Source organism: Pseudoroseicyclus sp. CXY001 (genome assembly GCF_041714655.1).
GTDB lineage: Bacteria > Pseudomonadota > Alphaproteobacteria > Rhodobacterales > Rhodobacteraceae > Pseudoroseicyclus_A.
The window spans coordinates 192,343-205,668 of sequence record NZ_CP168219.1; the positions used below are offsets into that span (position 1 = coordinate 192,343).

13 protein-coding genes are annotated in these 13,326 nt (G+C 71.3%); 8 read left to right on the forward strand and 5 right to left on the reverse strand.

Annotated features, from left to right (window positions below; translation table 11 throughout):
- Window positions 1-22: 22 nt before the first annotated feature.
- The 5 genes from ACAZ03_RS00960 to ACAZ03_RS00980 all read left to right on the forward strand — a co-directional run bounded on the left by ACAZ03_RS00960 (window position 23) and on the right by ACAZ03_RS00980 (window position 8,282).
- Window positions 23-1,897 (forward strand): ABC transporter ATP-binding protein, encoded by a 1,875-nt coding sequence (locus tag ACAZ03_RS00960; protein WP_373355461.1) that lies wholly within the window; start codon window positions 23-25, stop codon window positions 1,895-1,897.
- 109 nt (window positions 1,898-2,006) lie between these two features.
- The gene (locus tag ACAZ03_RS00965) at window positions 2,007-3,701 is read left to right on the forward strand and encodes an acyl-CoA dehydrogenase (RefSeq protein WP_373355462.1); all 1,695 of its coding nucleotides are present in this window, start codon (window positions 2,007-2,009) and stop codon (window positions 3,699-3,701) included.
- Between the two features lie 44 nt (window positions 3,702-3,745).
- On the forward strand, window positions 3,746-4,741 hold the full coding sequence (locus tag ACAZ03_RS00970) for an MBL fold metallo-hydrolase (protein WP_373357017.1): 996 nt from the start codon (window positions 3,746-3,748) through the stop codon (window positions 4,739-4,741).
- Between the two features lie 466 nt (window positions 4,742-5,207).
- Window positions 5,208-7,199, forward strand: coding sequence for an FAD-dependent oxidoreductase (locus ACAZ03_RS00975; protein WP_373355463.1), 1,992 nt, complete (start codon window positions 5,208-5,210; stop codon window positions 7,197-7,199).
- Between the two features lie 174 nt (window positions 7,200-7,373).
- Complete coding sequence (locus tag ACAZ03_RS00980; RefSeq protein WP_373355464.1) at window positions 7,374-8,282, forward strand: LysR family transcriptional regulator; 909 nt, start codon at window positions 7,374-7,376, stop codon at window positions 8,280-8,282.
- Window positions 8,283-8,289: 7 nt separating this feature from the next.
- On the opposite strand, the gene ACAZ03_RS00985 is transcribed toward ACAZ03_RS00980, so the two are convergent.
- Window positions 8,290-8,868, reverse strand: a complete 579-nt coding sequence (locus ACAZ03_RS00985) for an N-acetyltransferase family protein (protein ID WP_373355465.1) — start codon at window positions 8,866-8,868, stop codon at window positions 8,290-8,292.
- On the reverse strand, window positions 8,865-9,440 hold the full coding sequence (mobA, locus tag ACAZ03_RS00990) for a molybdenum cofactor guanylyltransferase MobA (RefSeq protein WP_373355466.1): 576 nt from the start codon (window positions 9,438-9,440) through the stop codon (window positions 8,865-8,867). Before mobA ends, ACAZ03_RS00985 begins: the two co-directional genes overlap by 4 nt.
- 69 nt (window positions 9,441-9,509) lie before the next feature.
- On the opposite strand from mobA, the gene ACAZ03_RS00995 reads away from it, so the two are divergent.
- Both ACAZ03_RS00995 and ACAZ03_RS01000 read left to right on the forward strand, forming a co-directional pair.
- Window positions 9,510-10,220 carry an AzlC family ABC transporter permease gene (locus tag ACAZ03_RS00995; RefSeq protein ID WP_373355467.1) on the forward strand — a complete coding sequence of 237 codons (711 nt, stop codon included), beginning with the start codon at window positions 9,510-9,512 and terminating at the stop codon, window positions 10,218-10,220.
- Window positions 10,217-10,558: an AzlD domain-containing protein gene (locus ACAZ03_RS01000; RefSeq protein ID WP_373355468.1), complete on the forward strand. Its 342-nt coding sequence runs from the start codon at window positions 10,217-10,219 to the stop codon at window positions 10,556-10,558. The genes ACAZ03_RS00995 and ACAZ03_RS01000 overlap by 4 nt, the downstream gene beginning before the upstream one ends.
- Before the next feature lie 29 nt (window positions 10,559-10,587).
- Here ACAZ03_RS01000 and ACAZ03_RS01005 read toward each other — a convergent pair whose 3' ends face one another.
- From ACAZ03_RS01005 to ACAZ03_RS01015, 3 genes are read right to left on the reverse strand one after another with little or no spacing between them, the layout of a single operon-like run.
- The gene (locus ACAZ03_RS01005; RefSeq protein WP_373355469.1) at window positions 10,588-11,184 is read right to left on the reverse strand and encodes a hypothetical protein; all 597 of its coding nucleotides are present in this window, start codon (window positions 11,182-11,184) and stop codon (window positions 10,588-10,590) included.
- Between the two features lie 23 nt (window positions 11,185-11,207).
- Window positions 11,208-11,342 (reverse strand): aa3-type cytochrome c oxidase subunit IV, encoded by a 135-nt coding sequence (locus tag ACAZ03_RS01010; protein ID WP_373355470.1) that lies wholly within the window; start codon window positions 11,340-11,342, stop codon window positions 11,208-11,210.
- A 54-nt stretch (window positions 11,343-11,396) separates the two neighbouring features.
- Window positions 11,397-11,915: a hypothetical protein gene (locus tag ACAZ03_RS01015; RefSeq protein ID WP_373355471.1), complete on the reverse strand. Its 519-nt coding sequence runs from the start codon at window positions 11,913-11,915 to the stop codon at window positions 11,397-11,399.
- Between the two features lie 119 nt (window positions 11,916-12,034).
- On the opposite strand from ACAZ03_RS01015, the gene ACAZ03_RS01020 reads away from it, so the two are divergent.
- Window positions 12,035-13,231 (forward strand): class I SAM-dependent RNA methyltransferase, encoded by a 1,197-nt coding sequence (locus tag ACAZ03_RS01020; RefSeq protein WP_373355472.1) that lies wholly within the window; start codon window positions 12,035-12,037, stop codon window positions 13,229-13,231.
- Window positions 13,232-13,326 lie beyond the last annotated feature (95 nt).

The window sequence follows — 13,326 nt, forward strand, 5'->3', positions numbered from 1 at the left end:
ATGAAGACGTGAAGGACAGGCGATGAGCGAGGCGAGCGGGCAGAACTTGGTGGCGGGGGGCTCCCGCGAGCTCCGCGCCCGGATCGAGGCACCTTTCGATTACGAGGCCGCCGCCGACAGCCCGCCGCCCCGCAAGCCGCTGCCCTTCATGCTCTGGGCCCTCAAGGGCTCGGGCGGCGTGATCCTGCTCGCCAGCGTCTTCTCCTTCATCGCCGGCACGACGGAAACGGTCGCCGCCTATGTGCTCGGCTCGGTCGTCGACCGGGCCGATGCCACCGGGGTGGAGGGGTTCTTTGCCCAGAACACCTGGATGCTGCTGGCGGCGGCGGTGTTCTTCATCATCGCCCGCCCGGCGGCGCTGGGGCTCAACGCCCTCGCGCAGACGGTCATGCTGGCGCCCAACCTCTTCAACCTCGTGCTCAGCCGGCTCTTCCGCTACACGCTGGGGCATTCCGTCAACTTTTTCGACAACGACTTCGCCGGCCGCATCGCCCAGAAGGAGATGCAGGCCGCCCGCGCCGTCGCCGATCTCGTCAACGACTTCGTCAACACGGTGATCTTCGCACTCGCCTCGATCATCGGCGCCGTGGCGCTCCTCGGCGCCATCGGCGGCTGGACCGTTGTGGCGCTCTTCGTGTGGCTGCTCGGCTACCTCTGGCTCCTCGTCCACTACATCCCCCGCATCCGCCGGACCGCCAAGTCGCGGGCCGAGGCGCGGGCGCGGGTGACGGGGCAGGTGGTCGACACGATCACCAACATCAAGACGGTGAAGCTCTTCGCCCATGACGATCACGAGGACCGCGCCGCGCTCGGCGCGCTCCGCCGCTTCCGGCAGGACCAGCTCGCTTTCGGCCATGTCTCCACCGCCTTCCGCTTCTGGCTGATGGCGCTGGCCGGCACGCTGCCGGTGATGCTGGTCGGCATCCCGCTCTGGGAATGGTCGCAGGGCGATGCCACCACTGGGCAGATCGTCGCCGCCGGCGCCATCGCGCTCCGCCTCGCGCAGATGACGGGCTGGGTGAGCTTCACGCTCATGCAGATGTATTCCAACCTCGGCGAGGTGGAGGATGCCGTCGACACGCTGACGCCCGAATGGCGGCTGAAGGATGCGCCGGGTGCGGTGGAGATCCGCCCGGCGCGCGACATCCTCTTCGACAACGTCACCTACACCTATGGCGGCGGCAACGGCGGCATCCGCGAGCTGACGCTGAAGATCGCGCCCGGCGAGAAGGTCGGCGTCGTCGGCGCCTCCGGGGCCGGCAAGTCGACGCTGGTGGCGCTCTTGCTGCGGCTTCACGATGCCGAGTCGGGGCAGATCCTCATCGGCGGGCAGGACGTGTCGAAGGTCACGCAGGAGAGCCTGCGCCGCCAGATCGGCATGGTCACGCAGGAAACGGCCATGTTCAACCGCACGGCGCGCGACAACATCGGCTACGGCCGGCCCGACGCGAGCCAGGCCGAGATCGAGGATGCCGCCGCCCGGGCGGAGGCGCATGACTTCATCGGCGAGCTGCGCGATTTCCGCGGCCGGCAGGGCTACGACGCCTTCCTCGGCGAGCGGGGCGTCAAGCTCTCCGGCGGGCAGCGGCAGCGCATCTCGCTGGCCCGCGCCCTTCTGAAGGATGCGCCTATTCTGGTGCTCGATGAGGCGACATCGGCGCTCGACAGCGAGGTCGAGGCGCAGATCCTCGGGGCTCTGGAAGAGGCGATGGAGGGCAAGACCGTGCTCGCCATCGCGCACCGGCTCTCGACGCTCTCGTCGATGGACCGGATCGTGGTGATGCACGAGGGCCGGATCGTCGAGGAGGGCACGCATGACGGCCTCCTCGCGCAGGACGGGCTCTATGCCCGCTACTGGAAGCGCCAGTCGGGCGGCTTCATCGGCACGGACGACTAGGGAAGGCCCGGCCGGGCCCGCCTCGGGGGGCACATCGGGGCGTGACGTGGCGTATCCGTTTGCGCGGGGCGCCCCCGCCCTTACCCTCGCGGCGAAGTGAGGTTGCCCGATGCCCTATCTCCCCCCGCTCGATGACTTCCGGCTCATCCTGACCCATCTGGCCGGCTATCCCGCCCTGTCGAAGACGGAGCTTTTTGCCGAGGCCGGCGCCGAGACGGCGGAGGCCGTGCTCACCGAGGCCGGCCGGCTCGCCGCCGAGGTGCTGGCGCCGCTCCAGCGCGTCGGCGACCGGCAGCCCGCGCGGCTCGAGAACGGCGTGACCCGCACGCCGCCCGGCTTCGGCGAAGGCTTCCGCGCCATCGCCGAGGGCGGCTGGATCGGCATCTCGGCCGAGGAGTCCTCCGGCGGCATGGGCCTGCCGCTCAGCCTCGCCACCGCCGTCAACGAGATGTTCTCCGCCGCCTGCCTGTCGCTGCAGCTCGCGCCCCTGATGAGCCAGGGGCAGATCGAGGCGCTGGAGCATCATGGCTCGGACGAGATGAAGGCGCTCTACCTGCCGAAGCTCACCTCCGGCGAATGGATGGGCACGATGAACCTCACCGAACCGCAGGCCGGCTCGGATGTCGGCGCGCTGACGACGAAGGCCGAGCCGGCGGGGGACGGCACCTACCGGATCACCGGCCAGAAGATCTACATCACCTGGGGCGACAACGATTTCGCCGAGAACATCTGCCATCTCGTCCTCGCCCGCCTGCCGGATGCCCCGGCGGGCACGAAGGGGATCTCGCTCTTCATGGTGCCGAAATTCCTGCCCGATGAAGCCGGCGCCCCCGGCGCAGCCAATGCGCTCCGCGTCGTCTCGCTGGAGGAAAAGCTGGGCCTGCACGGCTCGCCGACGGCGGTCATGGCCTATGAGGGGGCGAAAGGCTGGCTGGTCGGCGCCGAACATGGCGGCATGGCGGCGATGTTCACCATGATGAACAACGCCCGCCTCGGCGTCGGCGCGCAGGGCATCGGCGTGGCGGAGGCCGCCTGCCAGATGGCGCTCGCCTATGCCGCGGATCGCAAGCAGGGCCGCGCCGAGGGGCGGGGCACGATCATCGAACACGCCGATGTCCGCCGGATGCTGGCGACCATGCGGGCGCAGACCTATGCGGCCCGGGCCATCGCGCTGCTCTGCGCCGGGGCGCTCGATCGGGCGAAGGCGGGCGAGGCGGCGGCCGCGGCGGAGGCGGCGTTCCTGACGCCCATCGCCAAGGCCTTCGGCACCGACACGGGCTGCGAGGTGGCGCAGCTTGGCATCCAGGTGCACGGCGGCATGGGCTTCATCGAGGAAACCGGCGCCGCCCAGCTCGCCCGCGACGTCCGCGTCACGGCGATCTACGAGGGCACCAACGGCATCCAGGCGCTCGATCTCGTCGGCCGCAAGCTCGCCGATGGCGGCGAGGCGGCCTTCGCGCTGATCGACAAGGCCGTGGCGGAGGCGGAGGCGGCGCGCGAGGCGCTGAAGCCCCTCGCCGAGGCGCTCTGGCAGGCGGCGGAGGAGCTCCGCGAGGCGACCGAGCGGCTACTCGCCCTGCCGGTGGCGGCGCGCGGCGCCGTGGCCGTGCCTTACCTCCGCGCCTTCGCGCTGGTCATCGGCGGGCAGGCGCATCTGTCGGCCGCCCGCCACGGCGGGGCCGAGCGGCTGGCGCTGGCGCGCTTCTACCTCCTCCGGATGCTGCCCGAGCATCAGGGCCTTCTCGCCCATGTGGCCGAGGCGGGGGAGGCGGGGCTGCCGACGGCCGACGAGTTGCTGGCGTGACCGAGCTCTCCCATCCCTTCGACACCGCCCCGCCGCCCGGCGAGATGTGGCAGGTGGCCGAGAGGCTGCACTGGGCGCGGCTGCCGCTGCCGATGGCGCTCGATCACGTCAATGTCTACATCGCCGACGAGGGCGAGAGCTGGACGCTGATCGACACCGGGCTCGACTGGGCGAAGGGCCGGGCGGCGCTGGAGGCGCTGCTGGCCGGGCCGCTCGCCGGCAAGCCCGTCGCCCGCGTCATCGTCACCCACCACCACCCCGACCATGTCGGCCTCGCCGGCTGGATGGTGGCCCGCGGCGCCGAGCTCTGGATGCCGCGGACGGGCTGGCTCCTCTCCCGCATGCTGGTGCTGGACGAGGAGGAGCGCCCGACCCCCGAGGCGCTGCGCTTCTGGCGGCTGGCGGGGATGGACCCGGACGAGCTCGCCCGCCGCGAGGGCTCGCGCCCCTTCAACTTCGCCGACGCTGTGGCGCCGCTGCCGGCGGGCTACCGGCGGCTGGTGGAAGGCGAGGTGATCCACCTCGCGGGGCGCAACTGGACCGTGCGGATGGGCAATGGCCATGCGCCGGAGCAGGCGACCTTCTGGGCGGAGGACGAGCCGCTGGTGATCGGCGCCGACCAGCTCCTGCCGCGGATCTCGCCCAATATTTCCGTCCATCAGTTCGAGCCGGAGGCCGACCCGCTGGCGGAGTGGTTCGCGAGCTGCGCCCGCTTCTCCGCACTGGCCGAGCCCGAGCAGCTGGTCCTCCCCGGCCACCGCCTGCCCTATCGCGGCCTGCCCTTCCGCCTGACGCAGCTCGCGGAGAACCACGTCGGCGCGCTGGCGCGACTGCGGGGATTTCTGGAAGAGCCGAAGGTCGGGCATGAGTGCTTCCCGGTGCTCTTCGCCCGCGAGATCGGGCGGGACCAGTACACGCTGGCCCTCGGCGAGGCGCTGGCGCATCTCAACCACCTCTGGCTGGCCGGCGAGCTCAGCCGCGAGGAGGTGGACGGGGTGTGGCATTGGCGGATGGCGGGGGCGGCGGGGGTGGTGGGCTGAAGCCCGCCCTACTCCCGCCCTCCGGTCCGCTCCGCATGACCGACATTGGCGCTATGCCCCCGCCCGGTACGCGCCGCAGGCGCAGGGCGAGCGCCGGCCCGTCCCGCGGGCTGGCGCTCTCGTGGGGCAGCGCGCCGCTCTGAGCGGGGAAGTCGCTGCACCATAAAGCGCGATGCGGAACCGGCAGGAGCGCCAACCCCCGGGCCGGCGCTCGCCCTGCGCGGCACCGTTGCGCCAGGTTGACGTTGGACGGTGGGTTGAAAACCCACCCTACGCCCGGCGAAAGCCGTCGCCGCTTTGCCCCATCCGTGGCGCGCCGGCTCGGACGGCGGAACAGGGCGAGACGGCGGATTCGGTATTTGGAGAAAAGCGAGGGGGAGGGGTGGCTCTCTCTCCACCCCCGTGACGCGGCGTCCGGGATGACGGGGGGGCGGGGCTTTGGCACCGTCCGGGGCCGGAGGACCCCATGACCTACCCGCATCTCTTCGCCCCGCTCGACCTCGGCCATGTGACCCTGCCCAACCGGGTGATCATGGGCTCCATGCACACCAATCTGGAGGAAACCGGCGACTGGGGGCGGATCGCGGCCTTCTATGCGGCGCGGGCGAAGGGCGGGGCGGGGCTCATCGTCACCGGCGGCATGGCGCCGAATGACGAGGGCGGGGTGTTCAAGGGAGCGGCGGGGCTCTTCTCCGCCGACGATATCGCCAACCACCGGGGCGTGACCGATGCCGTCCATGCCGAGGGCGGGCGGATCGCCATGCAGATCCTCCATGCCGGGCGCTATGCCTACAATCCGGCCTGCGTCGCGCCCTCCGCCATCAAATCCCCCATCTCGCCCTTCGCGCCCGCGGAGCTCGATGAGGCGGGGATCGAGAAGCAGATCACCGACATCGCCACCGCCGCCGCCCGCGCCCGCGAGGCGGGCTATGACGGGGTGGAGGTGATGGGGTCGGAGGGCTACTTCCTCAACCAGTTCCTCAGCCTCCGGACCAACCAGCGGACGGACCGCTGGGGCGGCGCCTACGAGAACCGGATGCGCCTGCCGGTGGAGGTCGTCCGCCGGGTCCGCGCGGCGGTGGGCGAGGATTTCATCCTCATCTACCGCATCTCGCTCCTCGATCTCGTGCCCGGCGGGCAGTCGTGGGAGGAGGTCGTGACCCTTGCCAGGGCCATCGAGGCGGCGGGCGCCTCGATCCTCAACACCGGCATCGGCTGGCACGAGGCGCGGGTGCCGACCATCGCCACCTCCGTGCCCCGGGCGGCCTTCGCCTGGGTCACGAAGAAGCTGATGGGGGAGGTCTCGCTGCCCCTCGTCACCTCCAACCGCATCAACACGCCGGAGGTCGCGGAGCAAGTGCTGGCGGAGGGCTGCGCCGACATGGTCTCCATGGCGCGGCCCTTCCTCGCCGACGAGGCCTTCGTCGCCAAGGCGAAGGCCGGCCAGCCCATCGCGCCCTGCATCGCCTGCAACCAGGCCTGCCTCGACCATACCTTCATGGGCAAGACCTCCACCTGCCTCGTGAACCCCCGTGCCTGCCACGAGACCGAGCTGGTGATCCGCCCCACGGAGACCCCGAAGGTCATCGCCGTGGTCGGCGCCGGGCCGGCCGGGCTGGCGGCGGCGATCACCGCCGCCGAGCGCGGGCACCGCGTGACGCTCTGGGAGAAGGCGGGCCAGATCGGGGGGCAGCTCAACCTCGCGCGGCGCATTCCGGGCAAGGAGGAGTTCCACGGGCTCGTCGCCTATTACGAGGCGCGGCTGGCGGCGCTGCCGATCCGGCTGCGGCTCGGCGAGGCGCCCGCCGAGGCCGACCTGCAAGGGGCGGACGAGGTGATCCTCGCCACCGGCGTGCGGCCCCGCTCCCCCGGCATTCCGGGGCAGGAGGGGCCGAACGTGCTCAGCTACATCGAGGTGCTGCAAGGCGCGCCCGTGGGCCCGCGCGTCGCCGTGGTCGGCGCCGGGGGCATCGGCTTCGACGTCGCCGAATATCTCGTGACGGAGCACAGCCCCACGCTCGACCCCGAGGCCTGGATGGCGGAATGGGGCATCACCGATCCCGCCCTCGCGCCCGGCGGGCTCTCCCCCGACGGGCCGAAGCCGCCGCCCCCGGCCCATCAGGTGACGCTCCTGCAGCGCAAGGCCGAGAAGCCGGGCAAGCGGCTCGGCAAGACGACGGGCTGGATCCACCGCGCCGGGCTCGCCATGCGCGGCGTCACCATGATGGGCGGCGTCACCTACGAGCGGATCGACGCGGCGGGGCTGCATCTCGGCACCCCTGACGGGCCGAAGCTCATCGAGGCCGACACCATCGTCCTCTGCGCCGGGCAGGAGCCGGAGCGCGCGCTCGCCGCCGCCCACCCCCGCGCCCATCTCATCGGTGGCGCCGATGTGGCGGCCGAGCTCGACGCCAAGCGGGCTATCAACCAGGGCACAAGGCTCGCCGCGCGCCTGTAGCCCAGCCGCCACAGGCCGCGCCGAACCGCCACCGCCCCGCCAACCGGAGCGCGCGAGCGTCGTTTCCCCCTCAGGGCCGATCCTTGGACTTTCCCCGATATTGTCCGGCGCGCGCCCCGTTTGTGCCGTCTTCTGACAGCAGAAACCCCTCTTGAGGAATAGGGAAGGACTGCCATGGATCGGCTCACCGAGATGGAGGCTTTCGCCACGGTCGTGGACCAGGGCGGCTTCACCGATGCTGCCAAGAAGCTCGGCATCTCGAAGTCGGCTGTCTCCAAGCATGTCTCTGCCCTCGAGGCGCGGCTGGGGGCGCGACTGCTCAACCGCACAACCCGCCGCGTCTCACCAACCGAAATCGGGCTGGCCTATTACGACCGCGCCCGGCGCGTCCTGAACGATGCCGGAGAGGCGGATGCGCTTGTCTCCGCCATGCAATCGGCGCCCTCGGGGCTTCTGCGCATCTCGGTCGCGACCGATTTCGGGGTGAACCACCTGTCGCCGATCCTCGGCGACTTCCTCGCGGAATTCCCGGACATCACCGTCAACATGGTGCTCAACAACCGCTTCGTGGAGCTGATCTCCGAAGGGTTCGACCTCGCCATCCGCATCGGCGAGCTCGAGGATTCGACGCTTCGCGCCCGCAAGCTGACCGACACCACTAAGCGGATGATCGCGAGCCCGAGCTACTTCCAGCAATACGGGCGGCCGCAGCGGATCGACGATCTGAACGAGCACAAGCTGCTGCATTACTCGAACCAGGCCAATGGCGCGGTGTGGAAGATCACCGCCCCCTCCGGCGAGAAGCGCCAGGTGCGCACCGCCGGCTGGCTGACCGTGAACGACGGCCAGTCGCTGCTGAACGCCTGCGTGAGCGGCCTCGGCATCGCCTATCTGCCGAGTTTCCTTTACGCCGATGCGATGGAGCAGGGGCTGGTGGAAGAAGCGATCCCCGACCTGCCGGTCGAGGTGCAGGGCATCTATGCCGTCTATCCGCCGGGCCGCTTCACGCAGCCCAAGGTGCGGGCCTTCATCGATTTTCTCGTGAATGCCTTCGCCGACAAGGGCCCCGACAAGTGGAGCTGAGGGGCGCCTAGAGCCCCAGCACCATCACCAGCGTCTCGCCATAGCCGAAGAGCCGCCCGCCGATGCCGGGCGGCTGCCGCTGCACGAGCCGGAAGCCGAGCCGCTCGTAAAGCGCCCTTGCGCGCGTATTGGCGGCGATGACGTCGAGCCTGAGCTCGGTGAAGCCCCGCGCCCGCGCCTCCCCTGCCAGCCCGCCGATCAGAAGCGTCCCCGCGCCGCGGCCGCGCGCGCCCGCGTCGACGAATATCCCGTCCACCAGGAAGCGCCGGTTGTCGCGGTCGCGCTCCATCAGCGCCAGAAGCCCGAGCCGCCAGAGCGCGCCGGCGGTGCCATAGGCCCGCGCCATCTCGCGAAAGCCGCCCTCGGCGAGCGCGCCCTCATGCGTCTTGAACCCGGCGACGCCGATCAGCCGCCCGCCGTCGTCGCGGACGATCAGCGCGTGATCGGGGCGGAGCACCGAGGCGATGAAGGCGCGGGCGCGCGGCTCGGGGTTGAGCGCCCGGCCGAGCTTGGGGCCGAAGGCCTGCCAGTAGAGCCGGGCCACCTCCGCCCGCTCGGCCTCGGCGAAGCCGCGCTCGAGCCTCATGCCAGCCGCGCCTCGGCGGCGGCGAGGTCCTCTAGCGTGTTCACGTTGAAGAACGGGTCCACCGGATCGGCCGGCCAGGTGGCGATACCGGGGGAAAGCGTCTCGGCGAAGACCATCACCTTGCGCGTGCCTGCCGCCAGCGCCGCCTCCAGCGCCGGCAGGGCCGTGACCGGCCAGAGCCCGCAGGTGCCGTGCCGCCGCCCGCCCGAGGCGGCGATGGCGGCGCCGGTCTCTTCCCCGGCGAGGAAGAGCTGCGGCACGAGGTCGCCGGGCAGGAACGGCAGGTCGACCGGCACGGTGATCAGATGGCTCCCCCCCGCCGCCGCCGCCCAGGCGAGCCCGGCGGCGATGCCGGCGAGCGGGCCCTGATCCGGCGCCCCGTCGGCGAGGACCTCGCCGGAGAAGCCCTTGAACCGCAAGGGATCGCCATTGGCGGAGAGCGCGAGATCGGCGACCTGGGGCGAGAGCCGCGCCTCGACATGTCGCCATAGGGGCCTGCCGGCGAGGGGGATCAGGGCCTTGTCCGCCCCGCCCATGCGCCGGGCCGAGCCGCCAGCGAGAATCAGCCCCATCGGGTGCAATTGCGCTCCTTCATGCGAGCGGATAGGCACGCATCAGGGCGAGCCTAGCGGCACGGGGCGATGAGCGAAACCACCCTCAGATCCACCTACCTTCTGGGGCTGCGCGATGCGTTGCCCTTCATCCTCGTCGTGGCTCCCTTCGCCTTTCTCTTCGGCGTGGTCTCGGCCGAGGCGGGGCTGAACCTCGTCGAGATCTTCTCGTTCTCCTTCATCGTCGTCGCGGGGGCCTCGCAGCTTTCGGCCCTGTCGGTCCTGCAGGACAACGGCACGGCGCTGGTGGCGATCATCACCGGGCTCGCGGTCAACCTGCGCATGGCGATGTATTCCGCCTCGCTGACGCCCTGGCTCGGGGCGCTGCCGCTCTGGCAGCGCGGCTTCGCCTCGTACCTCATGGTCGACCAGACCTATGCGCTGTCGATCTTCCGCTATGAAGAGAGCCCCGGCTGGACGCTCGGCCAGCGGCTTCGCTATTACCTCGGCACGGCCACGATCATCATGCCCGTCTGGTATGTGGTGACCATCGTCGGCGCGCTGACCGGGCAGAACGTGCCGGAGAGCTTCGCGCTCGATTTCGCCATGCCCATCGCCTTTCTCTCGCTCATCGCGCCGGCGCTGCGGACGCTCGCGCATGTGGCGGCGGCCTTCACCTCGGTCGTGATGGCGCTTCTGCTGGCCGGGCTGCCCTCGGGCTTCGGCCTGCTCATCGCCGGGGTGCTGGCGATGATGGCCGGGGCGCAGGTGGAGCAATGGATGGAAAGGCGGGCGGCATGATCGACCACGGCGTGCTCTGGATCGTCATCGTGGCGCTGGGGATCGGCACCTTCCTCATCCGGTTCTCCTTCCTTGGCCTCATCGGCGAGCGGAAGATGCCGGACTGGGTGCTGCGGCACCTGCGCTACACCCCCGTGGCGCTGCTGCCCGGGCTCGTGGCGCCGCTCGTCCTCTGGCCGGCGGCGACGGAGGGCGAGACCGACCCGGCCCGCCTCGCCGCGGCGCTGGTGGCGCTGCTGGCGGGCTATATCGGCAGGTCGGCGATCTGGGCGATGCTGGCGGGGGCCGTCGTGCTCTACGCCGGGCACTGGCTCGAGGGGCTCGCCGGCTGGGGCTGAGCGCGATCGGTCAGCGCGGGGGCCGTCGCTCAGAGCGGCTCGGGCTCGTAGGCCTCGAGCGCCAGGAAGCGGTCATCGTCGTCATCCTCGCGGATCTCGCTGGTGACGACGCCGGGGATGCGGGCGAACTGCTCCTGCAGCCGGTCGGGGAAGAGCGTCTTTTTGATGCTGCCGAGCCCGGGGAGCTGCTGCAATATCCCGGCCGCCGCGCGCGTGCAGGCGGCCTTCGGCACCGGCCCGGCGGCGAGCGCCAGGCGCAGCGCCTGTTCGGCCGCGGCATCGGAGACGACGAGGTCCTGGCGGATGACGTAATAGGTCTCGCGCGCGTGGAACGACAGATAGAGCCACTCGACCGCCGGCGTGATGCCGAAGAACACGTCGTTGCGCTCGGGGATGGTCTCGTGATGGAACGAGCCGGCGCCGTCGAAGATGACGCGCTGGCTGGCGTTGATCATGAGCCCGGTATGGGCGCCGCTGTCATTGCCGGTGCTGCGCACGGTGATGAGGCTGAGCATCGCCGGTCCCGGGGCCCTGTAGGCGACGCGCAGGACATCCGCCTCGGGCGCCCAGACGGCCTCTCCGCCGCCGCAGCCGGCGAGCGCCAGCGGCAGCCCGGCAAGAAACATGCGGCGATGCATCGGCCTGAAACTCAGGCGTTCAGCAGCGAGAGAAGGACGAGGGCCACGATGATGACGATGGAGCTGCGCGTGACGAGCTTCATGAAGCCGTTGAACGTCGCTTCCTGCGTGCTCGTGTCCATCTCGCCATGCTTGTGCTCTGCCATCTCTCGCTCCTTCGGGGCTTCTGGCCGCTCCTCTAGCCGATCCCGCGGGGGCTGTCAGCCCCTGGACGCGGCTGGAGTTGCGGGGGTGGCGGCGGGGACGGGCTTGCCGGCCTCCGCCTCCGCTTCAGCCTCCGCCTCAATGTCGGCGACAAGGCGGAAACCGATGCGCTCGGGAGACGGCGCCGCGGTATCGCGGCGCACCGCCCGCAGCAGCACCGAGATCCTAGAGACATGCTGGACGATCTGCGTCTTCGCGCCCGAGGGATCGCGGCCGTAGAAACTGAGGATGTCGGGGTCGAAATAGCCCATGCCCTCGATGCGGATCACCCCGGTCTCGCTGCCGGTGAAGGCCAGCGCCACCTCCTCGCCCGCCTCGAGCCCGGCCTCGAAATTCCGGATGTAGAGCGCGACACGCTCATAGGCCCAGCGGGCCGGGCTCTTGGCGGGCTGCGCCTGCCGGAGCCCTTCGGGCAGGGTCGCGCTGCGGGCGGCCGGGTCGCAATGCACTTCGTGCAGACGCGGCAGCGCGGCGTTCTCCTCGGCTTCGGCGGCGGTGGCGATGGCATCGGTCATGGGCGGCAGGATAGGAGGCGCGCGGGAGGCTTGCCAGCCCCGTCGCCATTTCTCCGAAGCACAGGCGGGGGAGGGGAGCCGCGCTTGACTTGGCGCCGGGGGTGGAGGAGAGGCCGGACATGCCGCTCCGGATCGACAGTCTCACCCTCAACGCCCAGGGCCGCGCCGAAGACGGCACGCTGGTGCCGCGCGTGCTGCCGGGCGAGGTGATCGAGCTCGCCGAGGGCGGCGCGCGCATTCTCGAACCCTCGCCCGACCGCGTGGCGCCGCCCTGCCGGCACTATCGCTCCTGCGGGGGCTGCGCCTTGCAACATGCCTCCGATCCCTTCGTCGCCGGCTGGAAGCGGCAGGTCGTCGAGCGGGCGCTGAAGGCGCAGGGGCTGGAGGCGGAGGTGACGGGCCCCGCCACCTCGCCGCCGAACGCAAGGCGGCGCGCCAAATTCGCCGGGCGGCGCACCAAGGGCGGCGCGCTCGTCGGCTTTCACATGCGCGGCTCGGACCAGATCACCGCCATCCCCGATTGCCGGCTGATCACGCCCCGGCTCAAGGCGGCGCTGCCGGCGCTCGAGGCGCTGACCCGGCTCGCCGCCAGCCGCAAGTCGGAGGTCGCGCTCACGGTGACGGACAGCCCCGAAGGGCCGGACGTGCTGGTCGAGGGCGGCCCGCCGCTCGACCAGCGCCTCAGGATGGAGCTGCCGGCGCTGGCCGAGGCCCATGGCCTCGCCCGCATCGCCTGGGGCGGCGAGATCGTCGCCGAGCGCGCCGCGCCCGCCCTGCCCATGGGCCGCGGCCGCGTCGCCCCGCCGCCCGGCGCCTTCCTGCAGGCGACGGCGGAGGGCGAGGCGGCGCTCCTGGCCGAGGCGGAGGCGGCGACGGAGGGCGCGCGGCGAATCGTCGACCTCTTCGCCGGTTGCGGCACCTTCACCCTGCCGCTTGCCGAGCGGGCGGAGGTGCATGCCGTCGAGGGCGAGGCGGCGATGCTCGCCGCGCTCGATGCCGGCTGGCGGGGCGCGCCGGGCCTGCACCGGGTCACGACCGAGGCGCGCGACCTCTTCCGCCGGCCGCTCCTGCCCGAGGAGCTCGCCCGCTTCGACGCCGCGGTCATCGACCCGCCCCGCGCCGGGGCCGAGGCGCAGGTGGCCGAGATCGCGGCCTCCCGGCTCTCCCGCATCGCCATGATCTCGTGCAATCCCGTGACCTTCGCGCGCGACGCGGCCCGGCTGGTGGCGGCTGGCTTCACGCTCGGGCCGGTCACCGTGGTCGACCAGTTCCGCTGGTCGTCGCATGTGGAGCTGGCGACACGGCTCACACGGTAAATTTCCGCTGACGGTTCACGAGGTGTTTGGCGAATCTGTCGAGACTGGGTAGAAGCCGGTCGAGCAGAATCTCACCCAGACCGGAAAACCGGCGT

What these genes read in the sequence shown, in the direction of transcription:
- ACAZ03_RS01015 (WP_373355471.1), bottom strand. Translation starts at nt 11,915, where the DNA reads ATGACCGATGCCATCGCCACCGCCGCCGAAGCCGAGGAGAACGCCGCG.
- ACAZ03_RS00980 (WP_373355464.1), top strand. Translation starts at nt 7,374, where the DNA reads ATGGATCGGCTCACCGAGATGGAGGCTTTCGCCACGGTCGTGGACCAG.
- ACAZ03_RS00975 (WP_373355463.1), top strand. Translation starts at nt 5,208, where the DNA reads ATGACCTACCCGCATCTCTTCGCCCCGCTCGACCTCGGCCATGTGACC.
- ACAZ03_RS00960 (WP_373355461.1), top strand. Translation starts at nt 23, where the DNA reads ATGAGCGAGGCGAGCGGGCAGAACTTGGTGGCGGGGGGCTCCCGCGAG.
- ACAZ03_RS00965 (WP_373355462.1), top strand. Translation starts at nt 2,007, where the DNA reads ATGCCCTATCTCCCCCCGCTCGATGACTTCCGGCTCATCCTGACCCAT.
- ACAZ03_RS00995 (WP_373355467.1), top strand. Translation starts at nt 9,510, where the DNA reads ATGAGCGAAACCACCCTCAGATCCACCTACCTTCTGGGGCTGCGCGAT.
- ACAZ03_RS00985 (WP_373355465.1), bottom strand. Translation starts at nt 8,868, where the DNA reads ATGAGGCTCGAGCGCGGCTTCGCCGAGGCCGAGCGGGCGGAGGTGGCC.
- ACAZ03_RS01010 (WP_373355470.1), bottom strand. Translation starts at nt 11,342, where the DNA reads ATGGCAGAGCACAAGCATGGCGAGATGGACACGAGCACGCAGGAAGCG.
- ACAZ03_RS01005 (WP_373355469.1), bottom strand. Translation starts at nt 11,184, where the DNA reads ATGTTTCTTGCCGGGCTGCCGCTGGCGCTCGCCGGCTGCGGCGGCGGA.
- ACAZ03_RS00970 (WP_373357017.1), top strand. Translation starts at nt 3,746, where the DNA reads ATGTGGCAGGTGGCCGAGAGGCTGCACTGGGCGCGGCTGCCGCTGCCG.
- ACAZ03_RS01000 (WP_373355468.1), top strand. Translation starts at nt 10,217, where the DNA reads ATGATCGACCACGGCGTGCTCTGGATCGTCATCGTGGCGCTGGGGATC.
- ACAZ03_RS01020 (WP_373355472.1), top strand. Translation starts at nt 12,035, where the DNA reads ATGCCGCTCCGGATCGACAGTCTCACCCTCAACGCCCAGGGCCGCGCC.
- mobA (WP_373355466.1), bottom strand. Translation starts at nt 9,440, where the DNA reads ATGGGGCTGATTCTCGCTGGCGGCTCGGCCCGGCGCATGGGCGGGGCG.